Origin of the sequence: Oceanobacillus piezotolerans (genome assembly GCF_003665065.1) — a bacterium.
GTDB classification, from domain to species: domain Bacteria; phylum Bacillota; class Bacilli; order Bacillales; family Amphibacillaceae; genus Oceanobacillus; species Oceanobacillus piezotolerans.
The window spans coordinates 1-14294 of record NZ_RCHR01000015.1 but is presented as its reverse complement, the minus strand read 5'-3'; the positions used below and the strand labels follow the sequence as shown (position 1 = coordinate 14294).

The 14294-nt window shown below is 37.0% G+C and carries 14 protein-coding genes; 3 read left to right on the top strand and 11 right to left on the bottom strand.

What is annotated here, in order from left to right; translation table 11 throughout:
* Nucleotides 1-377: 377 nt before the first annotated feature.
* A complete protein-coding gene (locus D8M04_RS19780; protein ID WP_342772666.1) occupies nt 378-608 on the bottom strand; it encodes a hypothetical protein in 231 nt (76 codons plus the stop codon).
* A gap of 198 nt (nt 609-806) precedes the next feature.
* On the opposite strand from D8M04_RS19780, the gene pdaB reads away from it, so the two are divergent.
* Nucleotides 807-1565 (top strand): polysaccharide deacetylase family sporulation protein PdaB, encoded by a 759-nt coding sequence (gene pdaB, locus D8M04_RS19775; protein WP_121525125.1) that lies wholly within the window; start codon nt 807-809, stop codon nt 1563-1565.
* A gap of 83 nt (nt 1566-1648) precedes the next feature.
* Here pdaB and D8M04_RS19770 read toward each other — a convergent pair whose 3' ends face one another.
* Nucleotides 1649-2305 carry a KinB-signaling pathway activation protein gene (locus D8M04_RS19770; RefSeq protein WP_121525124.1) on the bottom strand — a complete coding sequence of 219 codons (657 nt, stop codon included), beginning with the start codon at nt 2303-2305 and terminating at the stop codon, nt 1649-1651.
* A gap of 137 nt (nt 2306-2442) precedes the next feature.
* On the opposite strand from D8M04_RS19770, the gene gerD reads away from it, so the two are divergent.
* The gene (gerD, locus tag D8M04_RS19765) at nt 2443-3102 is read left to right on the top strand and encodes a spore germination lipoprotein GerD (protein ID WP_121525123.1); all 660 of its coding nucleotides are present in this window, start codon (nt 2443-2445) and stop codon (nt 3100-3102) included.
* A 111-nt stretch (nt 3103-3213) separates the two neighbouring features.
* Here gerD and D8M04_RS19760 read toward each other — a convergent pair whose 3' ends face one another.
* Nucleotides 3214-4272 carry an Mrp/NBP35 family ATP-binding protein gene (locus D8M04_RS19760; RefSeq protein WP_121525122.1) on the bottom strand — a complete coding sequence of 353 codons (1059 nt, stop codon included), beginning with the start codon at nt 4270-4272 and terminating at the stop codon, nt 3214-3216.
* A gap of 90 nt (nt 4273-4362) precedes the next feature.
* Nucleotides 4363-5085 carry an N-acetylmuramoyl-L-alanine amidase CwlD gene (gene cwlD / locus D8M04_RS19755; RefSeq protein WP_121525121.1) on the bottom strand — a complete coding sequence of 241 codons (723 nt, stop codon included), beginning with the start codon at nt 5083-5085 and terminating at the stop codon, nt 4363-4365.
* A 164-nt stretch (nt 5086-5249) separates the two neighbouring features.
* Here cwlD and D8M04_RS19750 point away from each other — a divergent pair, with 164 nt between their 5' ends.
* The gene (locus tag D8M04_RS19750; RefSeq protein ID WP_121525120.1) at nt 5250-5657 is read left to right on the top strand and encodes a DUF948 domain-containing protein; all 408 of its coding nucleotides are present in this window, start codon (nt 5250-5252) and stop codon (nt 5655-5657) included.
* A 217-nt stretch (nt 5658-5874) separates the two neighbouring features.
* On the opposite strand, the gene D8M04_RS19745 is transcribed toward D8M04_RS19750, so the two are convergent.
* From D8M04_RS19745 to D8M04_RS19715, 7 genes are all read right to left on the bottom strand, one after another.
* Nucleotides 5875-6324: a DUF948 domain-containing protein gene (locus tag D8M04_RS19745; protein WP_121525119.1), complete on the bottom strand. Its 450-nt coding sequence runs from the start codon at nt 6322-6324 to the stop codon at nt 5875-5877.
* 32 nt (nt 6325-6356) lie between these two features.
* Nucleotides 6357-6767, bottom strand: a complete 411-nt coding sequence (locus D8M04_RS19740) for a DUF948 domain-containing protein (RefSeq protein ID WP_121525118.1) — start codon at nt 6765-6767, stop codon at nt 6357-6359.
* 89 nt (nt 6768-6856) lie between these two features.
* Complete coding sequence (locus D8M04_RS19735; RefSeq protein WP_121525117.1) at nt 6857-8185, bottom strand: efflux RND transporter periplasmic adaptor subunit; 1329 nt, start codon at nt 8183-8185, stop codon at nt 6857-6859.
* Nucleotides 8182-8856 carry a hypothetical protein gene (locus D8M04_RS19730; RefSeq protein ID WP_121525116.1) on the bottom strand — a complete coding sequence of 225 codons (675 nt, stop codon included), beginning with the start codon at nt 8854-8856 and terminating at the stop codon, nt 8182-8184. The genes D8M04_RS19735 and D8M04_RS19730 overlap by 4 nt, the downstream gene beginning before the upstream one ends.
* 118 nt (nt 8857-8974) lie before the next feature.
* On the bottom strand, nt 8975-10147 hold the full coding sequence (locus D8M04_RS19725) for a GNAT family N-acetyltransferase (RefSeq protein ID WP_121525126.1): 1173 nt from the start codon (nt 10145-10147) through the stop codon (nt 8975-8977).
* Between the two features lie 594 nt (nt 10148-10741).
* Entirely contained in the window at nt 10742-12154 is a 1413-nt protein-coding gene (locus D8M04_RS19720; RefSeq protein ID WP_121525115.1) for an MFS transporter, read from the bottom strand.
* 498 nt (nt 12155-12652) lie between these two features.
* Nucleotides 12653-13990, bottom strand: a complete 1338-nt coding sequence (locus D8M04_RS19715) for a gluconate:H+ symporter (RefSeq protein WP_121525114.1) — start codon at nt 13988-13990, stop codon at nt 12653-12655.
* Nucleotides 13991-14294: the final 304 nt, after the last annotated feature.

Sequence of the window (14294 nt, the reverse complement as noted above, 5' to 3'; positions counted from 1 at the left end):
GTATTAGGCACGCCGCCAGCGTTCGTCCTGAGCCAAGATCAAACTCTCCAAAAAAGTTTGTTAGAATTGACACCAATCAATTCTATGTCTTAGCTTTTAGAAGTGTTACCTTCTATTAAAAGAAAAAACGAGTTTTCTTTTTGTCCTAACATACTGGTTGTTTTGTTCAGTTTTCAAAGAGCAAATTTCTTCGTCGTTTATTTTCAGTGACGAATAATAATATATCATGTTTAATTGATATTGTCAACGCCTGTCGATTAGGAAATTTAAAATTTACTATCGCGTGTTTCAGCGGCAACGAAAATAACTATACCACAGGGCAGGAAGTGATTCAATAGGTTAATAATAAGTTTAATAATTCTAACTTATTCACTTGCCTATCTATATTCTTTTTCACCTGTTTTAAGCATATACTTGGTGCGATCTTTCTCATTACACATTCGACATAACAACTTAAATAGCCTTTTGTATCTTGTTCTCATCGATTCCTTAAGCTTTTTATTTACTCTGGGATCTTCTAAATCATTCAATATCTCATCTAGTTCCCTTTTCAATAAATACTCAATCTCTTTTTGCTCCATGTCTTTTAATAGTAATCCTAACATCATTTATCACCTCTTTATTTAATTACTTATGTATTTATGTATACAGCGTCTTATTTCTATTCCCTAATTTACAGAATACATACCTCCTTTTTTAAAAATATGTCGAACTTTATTCAAAATTATTCTAAATAGCTCGTTCATATTTAATTTTATTATTCATAAAATCTTATTAAGGGAATGAATATAGATGGGAGGAAAAAAATGAAGCATTTTCACGTTATATCTTTTACTAAGTTTAAACGATGGCTGCTCATTAGTGGATTAGCATTTTTAACCGCCTTCGTAATTTGGATAGGAAACAACGGTATAGTTTCGATTTTTTCTAACGATAATCCAGTTGCCCTTTCTAAAGGAAATGCAAATGAACCAAATATAGCATTAACCTTCAATATAAGCTGGGGAGAAGAACGTGTTCATGAAATATTGGACAAACTATCGCATCATCAGGTACAAGCTACTTTTTTTGTTAGTGGTGAATGGGCGGAAAGACACCCATCCATTCTTGAGAAGATTTCAGAAGGGGATCACGAATTAGGGATGCTAGGATATCGTTATACAAGTTACCTTGAGCAAGAACTTGACCAAGTAAGAAGGGATTTAGCATATGCAGATGAGATTTTCAACAAATTAGGATATGAAGATATAACTCTGCTCAGACCACCCCATGGTCACTTTAATGAAGAGATATTATCATTAGCGAAAGATATGAATTATCAAGTCATTCATTGGAATATTAATACAAACGATTGGGAAAACCCTGGCAAACAAGCAATTATTGACAAGACAATGAAAGATACAAATAAAGGCGATATCATTCTTATGCATGCATCTGATTCGGCAAAGCAAACAGCAGACGCTTTAGACACTATATTGCCAGGATTGAAAAACAAAGGATTTCACTTTGTGCCAATGACGGAATTAATTAACCAAGCACATGCAGAAGCCAAGTTAGTCGAATAAAGCGATACATCACTCAGTGAGGGTTTACTGCCAGTTAACCTCGATAAACGGAAGAAAGACATCGGGAATAATTCCTGATGTCTTTATGCTTTACTTACTTTTTTCATCTTAACGGAAGTTGAATTTTGTTTTGCCGATATGTTTTCTTTTTTACCTTTGTTAGTAATACGATGCAATTTTAATAGTTGGTATGTATTACATGCTAACAAAGGCGCAATCATTAACCACATATATTCTGTTCCTTCAACTTGTAATGCTGGCACCCATTCTACTGTAGTAATAACGATCATAAAGAAAAGCGCTGGAATAAAAGCATGTTTATTTGTCTCTTTCGCTTTCTTTTTCGCTACCATCCAACTATATGCTAATAGTGCTAATGCGATTAGGATATACCATATTAGCGAAACTTCACCATTTGCAGCCTGATATGGAAAATATACAAGATCAAATAGAACAAAAATGATTAATCCTACTTGAACCGTGGACCAGAACCCACGAAACAGACTGAGCCCAAAACGATGAATAAACAAGTATGCAAAAAACCCTGTCATGCTAACAACGGCAAATGTAACACCTAGTATAAAGTTAAATAACACGACACCAATAACTTCCATAAAATTAAATGGACTTAAATTTGCTGCATAAACTTCTGCCTGAACAAAAAAGCTAATAAGTAATCCAGCCACTCCCCCAATTAATGCTGTTACTAATAAAAAATTAACCAAATTGCGTGTATTCACTTTCCAATCCCCCTACTGTATGCAGAAATACCATTATAAGCGTATTTTAACATGGAAGAATACTTTTTTCCTATCTATAACGTATAGTTTCTATATTTGTCACTCATATTAAGCATATAAGAAAGGAGGACTTCCTAATGATGCGCTATATGTTTTTATCACTGATAGGATTTTTCCTCTTGTTTCTCGCCGCTTGTGGCGGTGCCGGGGGAAACGCCTCTGGAAACCAAGGAGATTATGAACAAACGAAGAAGATGGTTGTCGATATATTGCAGACAGAGGAAGGCAAGAAAGCTCTAACTGAAATTCTGTCTGACCAGAAAATGAAGGAAGAGCTCATCATGAATTCTGATCAAGTTAAAACAGCCATAAATGAAACACTCGTTTCTGATAAAGGGAAAAAAATGTGGACTACCCTATTTGAGGACCCAAAATTTGTTGAAGGCTTTGCTAAGTCCATGGAAGAGCCTCAAAAGGAACTGCAAAAGAGTTTAATGAGTGACGCTGATTACCAAAAACAGATGCTTGAATTATTACAGAACCCTGAAATCACAGATCAAATGTTATCTGTTTTAAAAAGCCAGCAATTTCGTGCCCATCTAGAAGAGACAATTCAACAAACGTTAGAAACACCAACCTTCCAAGCAAAAATGCAGGAGATTTTATTAAAAGCTGCAGAGGAACAAGCTAAAAGTCAAGGGGAAGGTGGCGGCGGTTCTAATTCCGGTCAAGGTGGCCAAGGCGGCGGACAAAGTGGCGGTGGTAAAGGTCAAGGCGGTGGTGGCGGCGCCCAGTAGCAAAGCTACATTTATTATCCATAAAAACGAAAGAGGGCACCAAAGTAACCCTCCAAAAATTAGATTCAACTCTATCTTTTGGAGTGCAGTACTATAATAGCGCCCTCTTTTTTATTCCTCCATTTGTGCAATTACTTTTGCAGCAATCTTATGATACTCTTTTCCATTTGGGTGGTCTTCCTGATATACAGAAGGTGCGAAAATATCTTCTTCCATATAAGGCTGTCCGAGCTGCAAGTGCCCAAGCACTTTTGTTTTTAATACTTCTGCTAGCTTTCCGCCTCCGCCTTGCCCAAAGACATATTCCTTTTCTCCGGTCTTTTCACTTACAAAATAAGACATATTCTCTACAACACCGAGTATTTCATGGTTTGTCTTAATAGCCATCTGCCCTGCGCGTGCAGCAACAAATGCAGCAGTTGGGTGAGGAGTAGTTACAATAATTTCTTTACAGGATGGAAGCAATTCATGAACATCCATCGCTATATCTCCTGTTCCTGGTGGAAGATCCAAGAGAAGGTAATCTAAATCGCCCCACTCCACTTCGGAAAAGAAGCTGTTTAACATCTTCCCAAGCATTGGCCCACGCCAAATAATTGGAGAATTATCCTCCACAAAAAAGCCCATTGAAATAACTTTTACTCCGAACCGCTCAACTGGAATAATCTTCTTCCCACGAACAAGAGGGCGATTTTCTATTCCCATCATATCCGGTACACTAAAACCATAGATATCCGCATCAATAATTCCAACTTTCTTCCCAAGTCGCATCAATGCCATCGCTAGATTGACGGTAACGGTAGACTTTCCTACCCCACCTTTTCCACTTGCTACAGCAATAAAATTTGTATTAGTATTTCCACCCATTAAAGATGCTTCTTGTGTCTGTTCTGCAGCCGGTTGGTATTTCCGTATAACCTCTTCAGGAAGCTGTTCAAATCGTAATCCTACCGTATTGGCACCATTTCGTTTAAGAATCCCTACAATTTCTTGCTGCATTTGCATTTGTTCACCAGTATTAATTTTGGAGATGCCAACCTTAACACTAATATGTTTCTTATCTTCTTTTATAGATACTTCTATAATTCCACCAGATTCTTCTAAAGTTATATGTAAAAACGGATCTTTAACAGGATTTAGTAGTTCTATCACTTCTTCTTTTGTCAACAACCTTGTCACCATCCCTTAATAAAGCGTTTTAATGTAATCCCACTTTTAGTATAACAAAAACTTTAGAAAAATCTAAGAGATGCGACTTTATTATTCACTTTCCTCTGGCTCCTCCGTTATATAACGCAAAACCCCCTCATAAATACTTGCCGCCATTCGTTCCTGATATTGCTTATCCTTTAATAGTTCTCTTTCATCAACGTTAGATAAAAAGCCAATCTCCACTAAGGCCCCTGGTACCTCTGCATGTTTTAGCAGGTACATTCCATTCAGCGCCAACGCTTCTCGCTTTGTATTTTCTAAGTTTCGTATAATCTCTGATTGAATCATCGTTGCTAAATGCTTACTTTCATCTAGCTTTGGATAATAAAAGGATTGTGCTCCCCTCCATTTGGTCGATGGCAAAGCATTTAAGTGGATACTTAAAAAGAAATCCGCATCTTTCTCTTTAACGAACTCTAATCGATTTCGAATGTCCTCCGCTTTCCTGCGCGATAAACCATCTGTGCTTTCTGCTGCTAAATCCTTGTCCTCTTCTCTTGTTAAAAAAACTTGAGCCCCTGCTTGCTGCAGATATTCCTGCAGCATCTTAGATACAGATAAAGCTATTCCCTTCTCAAGGGTTCCATCTGCACCAACTGCTCCACCATCTGGACCTCCATGACCCGGGTCTAAAACAATAGTCTTTCCGGATAAGGGCAGGGAAAACCTCGATTCCCATACATCTCCACTCTGCTTGATTGGATATTGAATTAAGAAAAGAAGGAGGGCACAGCCAATTGTCCATAAAATAATTTTGGTCCTTTTTCTCATATATCTCGCCCCTTAACCTGTACTTCCACTATTTTATGGGACAAGTAACTCAATTATGACTAAGTAAAAATCAACTATGCATTAATGTAAGCTTAAGAGGGTAATATATGGTATGCTTTATTTATTAATATGAGATACTACAAGGATCGAAGGGAGTAATTGGAATGCTTTGGGTAGGGATTGGATTATCTATTATTGGTGTTGCACTTCTAATAATTTCAATTGTTCTAATTAAACCTCTTTTGAAGTTATCAGGTGTGTTTGGCAGTTTACAAAAGACAACAGATGAATTACCAACAACAGTAAATACCTTAACCTCACAAACGACAGAAGCAATTGGAACTGGAGTAGAAACGCTTAACCAAGTAAACGTACAAATTAAAGAGTTAAGCCCTGTTTTCCGTATAGTAGGAGATATTGGAAGAGCAACAAATAAATTAAGCAGTTCTGTCGTACATCAAGTGGAAGAACGAGATGAAACCCAGCCGAATGGGAAGTTGGCTGCAAAGGATTTTAAAGGGTTCTATGGACTTATAGCACTAGTCTATCTATTATTTAAATCTAAAAAATAGGATGCTGCTCAAGGCAGCATCCTATTTTTCGCAGGAAAACTGATTAAAAACCCTTAACTAGAAGAATTCCAGATATATTAAGATTTGTAAGCGGTGGGACGGGCAGCCTATAAACGTACGTCCGATTCGTTTAAAGGTTGCTGGTCTCTCCTTGTGTTGTTAACACCCAGTGGGGTTAAACGAAAGCCCCTACTGTATGAAGTTTCACTTTATGTTATTAAGCTTCATCAAAAGATCCAGCTTGTCGTTTTCTTTCTTTCCGCTTTTTAAGCCAGTAATAGCCTAAGGCAAACGTTCCGTATGCTCCACCTAATTTATTCTTGTCTTTCGCGTTAACACCGGATTCAGTTTTAACCTTAGCCGATTCTGTCACGTTTACTAATGAAGAAGAGAACTTTCTTGTTACATTACCTACATCACCAACAACATAGAAAAGCGGGCTTAATTGATGTAATTTATCATTGACATCTGCCAGTGTATTGTTGCTTTCACTGATCATGTCTCCTGTTTTCTTCATAATATCATCTAATTGGTTAGGAAGCCGTTCTACCGTTTTATCTACGCCTTTAAGGACATTTGCTAGGTTATTTAATGCATGCCCAATAAAGATGGCCAGAATGAGTAATGCAATACCAATAATAATGACGCCAATTCCAACTAATGTCATCTATTCCTCTTTCCCTTCTATTAAATATGTATTTAGTTTACCTTTTTCCATTTGGAGTACACTTGTAAAACAGCTTCTCCCCATCTGATTCCTTCTACAAAAGGCTTAATTTGTTTTCTAAATGATTCTTCCGTCATATTGTCACTGTACTGTTTAAATGTCTGGTTAACATTATTAATGGATTCTCCAACCTGATGAATAGAGTCAAACACACTATCAGTCGCCTTCAGATTTGCCCCCATCTCATCCACCGTTTTCTCTGTTTCTCTAATGGTTTGAATTAAAGCCGGTGTAATATAATTAAATTGTTTTTCAACGTCCTTTAACGTGTATCCAAGTGATCTCGTTACATCAGCCACTCTTCTTAACACGATGGAAAGATAGATAACTGCAATAAAGAAAGCAATCGAACACAGCAGGATACCAAAGTAAATGACTTCCATCTATAACCCTCCTTCTGTTTGTCTCTATACACTTATTATACCACCCACAATAAGAATGAAAACGGATTTGGATCCATTTCCACCCATTATTATCTAGATAATATACCTGTTACCAAGTATCTTTTCCAGTTAATATTATTTAATGCGAGGGAATCTCTTGAGAGCTGGTTTACTTGTAATGGAGTGACAAAGGCTGCTCCTTCTCTAAATTGGTTATATGGGGCTTGTGCTATCCAGTCACCTAAAGCAATTCCATTTTCTATTTCAACCATATCATCCATATGAATCCCTGTTTCAATCGACAGATGATTTAGTCTTCCATTCTCATTCATTCTCCATACACTGCTGTTATTGCTGATTGCTTTATCAAATAAAACAGTCGCACCTAAAGATTCATCCAATGTTATCCCTATTTGGGTATGATATCCAGGCAGCCACTCTTCCATATTTGTTTCTTCAACTGTTTCTTCAACTGTTTCTTCAGCCGTTTCCTCTGCTGTTTCCTCTGCTGTTTCCTCTGCTGTTCCCTCTTCTGTTTGCTCCTCGAAGACTACAGAAAATGGATAAATGCTCTCTCCTTGGATATGAACATTTCTAGGAGTTTCACTAACATTCTCCAGAACACCAATCGCTAGCCCTTCAACCTCATTTAATTGGACTTCTGCAGCCATTCCAGCTTCTACTTGGGCACGCTCATTCTCTGTCAATTCACCAACTGCATGTAGAACAGTATCTTCTATCGTAATAAGGGGATCACTTAAATTCGTACTAATGTCCTTCACTATTCCAGCAAACGGGCTTTCAACCGTAATCGTATCCCCAGTTTCCTGCAGTGTATCCAATTGATTTTCTAAGCTAGTCAATTCAGCATTTTTTTGAGCAAGCTCCTTCTCCTTTTCTACTAAATACTGCTCTTTAATCAGATTGGCTTCTGCATCAGACTGCGGAATTTCAATTTCAACCGCCAGCCCCTCTTCTGAACGGTTTACAGATGCAGGGTTGCCTGGTGTTCCACTAGGGATCTGATATAGTGTCATATCTTGGATAGCATCTTCAATCGCGCGAATTTCCTCATTTATTGTACTTATTTCATTTAATAAGCGATTTTCTGAATCATAGTAGTGCTCCACACGATAGGTATAGAGCGGATCACCAGCAGAAATCGTTTCTCCCTCATTTACCAAGAATTCTTGAAAACTGCCAAGTGCCTTATCAAAATAAATATTCTCTTCATTACTAGCTGCTAAAACCCCAGGAGTATACAACCTTTCAACCACATCCGCCTGAAAAGTCTCTCCCCAGTCATTTACAAATGAAGTCCGTTTAATCTTCCCTTCGTCATCCAAATAAACTAACAACAAATTGATTCCAATAAATAAAACTGTGATGAGTTGAATCCATCTTATCCTCTTTTTCATTCAAACCACCCACTTATTAGGTATGAATCAGCAAACGAAAGTAAAGCAACAAAGCACCATAAAATGACATTCAGCAAAATAACATTAATCCAGACAATATGCTTCTTCGTCTGAGATAATGTAATAAGATATCTTGTTTGAAACCAAATAATCCATATTTGGAATAAAGATATCGCCCCAAAGAAATAAATAACCCACGATGTCTCTGTTAAATAGGAAGCAATCACACCGAAGGAAAGAGGGGACACATACCAATCCAAACCTGTCAGTGTAACCATTGGAATCCAAATAAGACGTTCAAGGAGCAAAGCAGAAAGCACTATTTGTTGCATAATCATTAACTTTCGATACGAAACATCCGTTAATAGATAGTATAATAGACTAGGAATAAATAAGATAAAAGCAGCAAAAAGGACGGCATAAATCATTCGACCAAGAACAAACCAAAATTTATGTAGCTCATAATCTAATGGCGTTTGATTAACAGCACCAATAGACAATAAATTCGTCCCGATACCTAGATATGCCATAAAACCATAAATGATAACACTCAGGAAAAGAAGCAATACATTTACTTTCCAGAGGTTTTGAATTTTCTCCGCTTTCTTTATCCGAAAGAAATGATCTTCCATATGTCGGATAAAATGAAGTAATTGAACACGATACGTCATTTCTCTACATCCTTTATTCCAGAATTTCCTCTTCATTACTATTATTCTATCTTATCGTTCGATAAAAAACTATTTAAAATTGTACTTATATTAATAAAAGGGATATACCTTGATTATATTAAAAGAAATCCGGAAAATAGGTTTGCCCACTTGGAATGAGCTTTTCTAACTTTTCAACCTCATTTGCATTCCCATGAATCAGTCCAATTTCGTATAATTCCTTAGGCCGGTTATACCCTAGTAACATCGACGTTAATTGCTGTATTTGACAGCGAATTCCAAATTGACCACTGTTTACTGACGGATTATAGACAACAGACGTACTTCCATTATTAATCTCTATGTAGTATAAACCACTATTTTCTGGTAAGAATTCATCCTCAATCTGAATAAATAAAGAGTTATCTTCTAACCCCGGTTTGAAAGGAAAGTGCTTTAAGAAGCTCCATACATCGACTATTCTCGCCATAAAATAAGGTTGTAGTTTTTGGTCGAATCTTGGCTCATTCACAAAAAGCGGAAGAATGTCATTCTCTGCAACCACCATTTCTACATTTTCTGCCATTGAGTCATGATTTGCAATAAATTGCATAAGCAGTCTTAAGCCATTTATCGATAGGTAAGCTATTTCCTCCACTTCCACTTTCTTCTCTTTAACATTATATAAAAGATATCCTTCTGCTTCGTGATTCTCACTGTACGCAACTGCTACTACTTTCTTTTTGTTAAAAATTCGCTCTTTCCACCATTTCTCATCCCGTCTTAGCGGCCCATTAAACTGGATGGCAAAGGATTGAAATATTTCCTGCAGCACTGGAATATTCTCTCCCATCCTTTTTACGTATCCTTTCGCCTTCCAATCTTTCTTCAGAGTATCCATTGGAATGCTGTAGTTTTTTTCTGCAAAAGCAATTTCCCATCCGAATTTTCGATAAAAAGGAACAGAAAAAGGATGCAGATAGGAAATGTACTGACCGTTAGCCTTCATATAGTTTAGTGCATGATGAAGCAAGTCCTTTATCATCCCTTTTCTTCTATATTCCGGCCATGTAGCAACAGAAGCAATCCCACCCATGTTGAAAACTTTTCCTTGGATATAAACTTGCAGCGGGATGAGATGAAGTTTTGCCGCAATTTGCTCAGATTCCATCGCCCCCCATATAATATGTCTAGCTGTCTCTTCTTTTTTCTTCTCTAACTCTTCGTCTGATAACACATATTGAAAAGCATATTGTGACAAATTAAAAATTGCATCATAATCCCGTTTACCCAATTGTCGAATCTCACTCATCATTATCCATCCCCTCTTGAAATACTATACTTTTATCATACTTAATTCTAAAACAGCATGCTATTAAAATACAGAATATATTGTTTTTCACGCAAATATGGATAGACTACGAACTTATCCAATTCAAATTAGTGCATGGAACCGCTGCGGAAATACACTACGCTTTCTGCGGGCGCTGCTGAGCCTCCTCGTGCTAACGCACTGCGGGGTCTCACCTAGGCTTATCATCCCGCAGGAGTCTTCGTGTATTTCCTCCGCTGAATTGTGCCCTAAAATTTATAAAGATTAATAGAGGGAGCATCGCAATACATGAAGTGATTGTAGCGGAGGGCAGTCGACTCCTGCGGGAAAAGCAACAAGCGAAGACCCCACAGGAAGTGGTCTTCTTCCGAGGAGGCTGAGACGTTGCCCGCGGAAAGCGTACTGCCCGTAGCGGAAATCACGTGCGCATATTCCCAATGTTTCGTTATGTAAAAAAACTACTTTAAATTAAGTTAATCAACATTTTCTATCAACTTGGGAAGATTGCAAAGCATCAAAGCAATACAGACGATAAAAAAATAGACAGTGAATATCACTGTCCATTAAAAATGCCTAGTTATTTTCTTCTCTTTTCTCACTTAAATCTTCAGCTAATTTAAGTGTACGCTGCTTCGTTAGTGGATAGAAGAATACTAAAGCGACAAAGGCTATTGCGAATAGAACTCCTGGAACAAGTGTGGCTAAAGAGTACATCCCATCTAATGTTGCTTCAGATTGTGCTGCTTTGGTAGCATCGTATCCTACGGCACCGATTGCAAATGCACTGACTCCACCGGCAATTGCTTGTCCAATTTTACGAGCAAACGAATAGATAGAATATACGGTACCATCTTCTCTTAACCCTGTTAGTAATTCATGATAATCAATAACATCCGTTACAAACGCCCAAATAATTAGGTTAAATAAACCATAGCTAGCAAATAGACCAACCCCAGAAAGGATAATAAAGATGGTTTCGTTTACATTTGGCAAGAAGAATAATAATAGATATGCAATAGCTGCTAAAGCTAAACCTGTAGATCCAACTTCTTTCTTACCAAATCGTTTAACAAGCGGATTAATCATTGGCATCGCAACGAATACTACTGCAGTTTGGACAAATCCTAACACACTTAGTGCAGTTGTATTACCGAAATAATCCTTGAACAAGTATACGTTTACAGAACCAATTAATAAAGTTGTAACCATAAAAACTAATGAAGCTACTAATATCCATAGCAATGGTTTGTTTTTTCCAAGACCTTGTACTGTTTTCTTGAAGTCACCTTTTTGAGGCTCTCTTTCTGGCGCTGTAATTCTCTCTGTCGTTAAAGCAACACATGCCATATAACAAGCAATAGCAAGAATACCAAATAATATTGCAGTCATTAAGAAGCGGCTTTCACTTGGTTCATTATTTACAAATAATAGTAATGGACCACCAACATTAATGATTAAACCAGCCATCGTTGCACCTAATGATCTCCACGCCGATAATGACGTACGTTCGACAGGATCACTTGTCATAACAGATGCCATGGATCCATAGGGAATATTTACAGTTGCATATAGTGTACCCCATAGAATATAAGTTACAAAAGCCCATGCAAGATAAAATCCATCTGACATGCCTGGAATCTTAACGAACATTAATACTCCCATAATAACTAGAGGAAACGACATCCTGAAAATCCATGGTCTGAATTTCCCCATTTTTGTTGTTTTTCTAGTATCAATAAAGCGTCCCCAAAGCACGTCAGCAAAGGCATCCCAAACACGAGCAATCATAAATAAGACCCCAACAGCCCCTGCACTTATATGGAAGATATCTGTATAAAAGACCATTAAATATGAAGCTGCTAAAATAAAGAAGAAATCGTTTCCAAAGTCACCAAATAAATAACCGAATTTATCTCTTAACCCAAAAGGTCGAACATTATTATTTTGTTGATTTTTTTGCTCATAATCATGTTGTAATGCATGCATTTTCCTTACCCCCTACTTTTTGGCACAAACTAGAAACCTAGAATTTATTGAAAACCCTATCAAAAAGCGTTTTCATAAAAACCTAAAAACAAATGATCGTCTTTCCCCTACATCGACAACTCAGAATGCGCTTACTAAATTAAATAACCTTATAATATAGTATATTTGTTTGGCAAACAAACTAACTATTCCACATAATATAAAATTTGAAAACGTTTTATGTACACATTTTAATAAAGTTTCTAAAAAATCACTAGGACAAAACTTGTATTTCAGGGATAAATTTAGCTTTTGTAAGGGATTACAGAATTATAGTCTATCTCTTCAGACCTTTATTCCTGATGTTTTAATAATTTATTAGTTGACTGATGTTTGAGAGTTTAATGGAGCACAGCAGAATTCCCCCTCTTCTAAGCTAGCCTACTAAGATATCCCAGACCAATATATAAAGCCGCATGAAAGTAAGTTCTCATGTGGCTTTATTTATTTTAAAAAGGCTTAAATAAATATATCCAAAATTAATACGACACCAATCCCAACTAGTGATGTTGTCAATAATAACAATCCCCATGTTTTAAAAGTATCTTTAATGGAAAGATTAAAGTATTCTTTAAATAACCAGAATGATGCATCATTAACATGGGTAATCGTGTTACTACCTGCAGCTGTTGCTAATACCATTAATACAGGATTTACATCAAAAGTATCCATTAATGGCCCTACAATTCCTGCCGCAGTTATAGCAGATACAACCCCTTGCCCAGTTGCAATTCGGATTAACGCAGTGATGAACCAGGCCATAATTAATGGATTAATTGCCGTGTTTTCCATCATGCCAGCAATATAATCACCAACGCCTGAATCAATAATAATCTCTTTAAATGCACCACCTGCACCAACAATAAAGATGATCATGGCGATCCCCTTAATTGCTCCGCCAAAGGACTCCATTACTTCATCCATTGTGCGGCCTCTTCGGATACCAAAAACATAGATAGCAATTAATACAGCTAATAATAAACTCATTTCTGCACTTCCAAAGAAGTTTACCAACTCATATGTAAAAGTGCCTTCTTCGATAAAGATATTAATAATCGTAGCAGCCGAAATCATAATTGCAGGAATTAAAGGAATTAGCAAGCTAATGCCAAAACTGGGCATTTCTTCATCCGTGAATTCCTTTGGTTTTTCCAAAAGTGGTGGAACAGGACGATCGAGATTCTTTAATAATCTTGGTAGAATGATACCTGCAGCAATAACTCCTGGAATAAACACCAAGATTCCCAGCATGTAAACAAGCCCCATATCTGCCCCATACGCTTCTACTAAAGCTGTTGGACCGGGCTGTGGCGGGAATAAGCTGTGTGCTAATGTCGTAGCCGCAACCATCGTGATACCAAGCTTTAAGTAAGGTATCTTTGCCTCAACTGCAATACTAATAACAAGTGGAGCTAAAATAATAAAGGCAACCTCATAAAAGACCGATATACCAAAAATCGCTCCAACTATAATTAATGCCCACTGAACATTCTTCACACCGAACTTTTCTAATAATGTAGATGCAATGCGCTGCGCTGCACCAGAATCAACCATTAATTTACCAAGTACAGCACCAAATCCGATAATAAGTGCCAGACTGCCTAATGTACTGCCTAACCCTGCTTTTACTGTGTCGACAATTGACGTTAGCGTCATGCCATTTAATACACCAACTAATATTGCTGAAATAATTAAGGCGAGCACACTATTTAACTTCACTTTCATATTTAGAAATAATAGCAATGCTACACCAAGTACTAATGAAATAATTGGCATATTATTGATAATCCATTCCATGTTTCTTCCCCCAAGTTGCAAACCCTTTCATGATATCGCTTTCTATTTTTTATAACATAAAATGAAGAGGTTTTTAGATTTATTAGTTTGTTTGGAAAACAAACTAATATATTTATGATATATTACCACACTCTATATTTCAAGAGATTTTTCCTAGTAATCCAATCCAAAAAGAGGCTGGGACATAACCAGCTAAAATAGTATAAAAAATGGTTCCGAGCAATAAAATTCGCTCGGAACCATTTTTTGTTGAGTTATTTCCATTCTCTGTCACTAGTTTGCGGTCCTTGGCGGTATACTTCCT

Coding starts and splice junctions, on each gene's coding strand:
- D8M04_RS19720 (WP_121525115.1), bottom strand. CDS start 12,154: ATGCATGCATTACAACATGATTATGAGCAAAAAAATCAACAAAATAAT.
- D8M04_RS19750 (WP_121525120.1), top strand. CDS start 5,250: ATGCTTTGGGTAGGGATTGGATTATCTATTATTGGTGTTGCACTTCTA.
- D8M04_RS19780 (WP_342772666.1), bottom strand. CDS start 608: ATGATGTTAGGATTACTATTAAAAGACATGGAGCAAAAAGAGATTGAG.
- cwlD (WP_121525121.1), bottom strand. CDS start 5,085: ATGAGAAAAAGGACCAAAATTATTTTATGGACAATTGGCTGTGCCCTC.
- D8M04_RS19730 (WP_121525116.1), bottom strand. CDS start 8,856: ATGACGTATCGTGTTCAATTACTTCATTTTATCCGACATATGGAAGAT.
- pdaB (WP_121525125.1), top strand. CDS start 807: ATGAAGCATTTTCACGTTATATCTTTTACTAAGTTTAAACGATGGCTG.
- gerD (WP_121525123.1), top strand. CDS start 2,443: ATGATGCGCTATATGTTTTTATCACTGATAGGATTTTTCCTCTTGTTT.
- D8M04_RS19735 (WP_121525117.1), bottom strand. CDS start 8,185: ATGAAAAAGAGGATAAGATGGATTCAACTCATCACAGTTTTATTTATT.
- D8M04_RS19740 (WP_121525118.1), bottom strand. CDS start 6,767: ATGGAAGTCATTTACTTTGGTATCCTGCTGTGTTCGATTGCTTTCTTT.
- D8M04_RS19745 (WP_121525119.1), bottom strand. CDS start 6,324: ATGACATTAGTTGGAATTGGCGTCATTATTATTGGTATTGCATTACTC.
- D8M04_RS19715 (WP_121525114.1), bottom strand. CDS start 13,990: ATGGAATGGATTATCAATAATATGCCAATTATTTCATTAGTACTTGGT.
- D8M04_RS19725 (WP_121525126.1), bottom strand. CDS start 10,147: ATGAGTGAGATTCGACAATTGGGTAAACGGGATTATGATGCAATTTTT.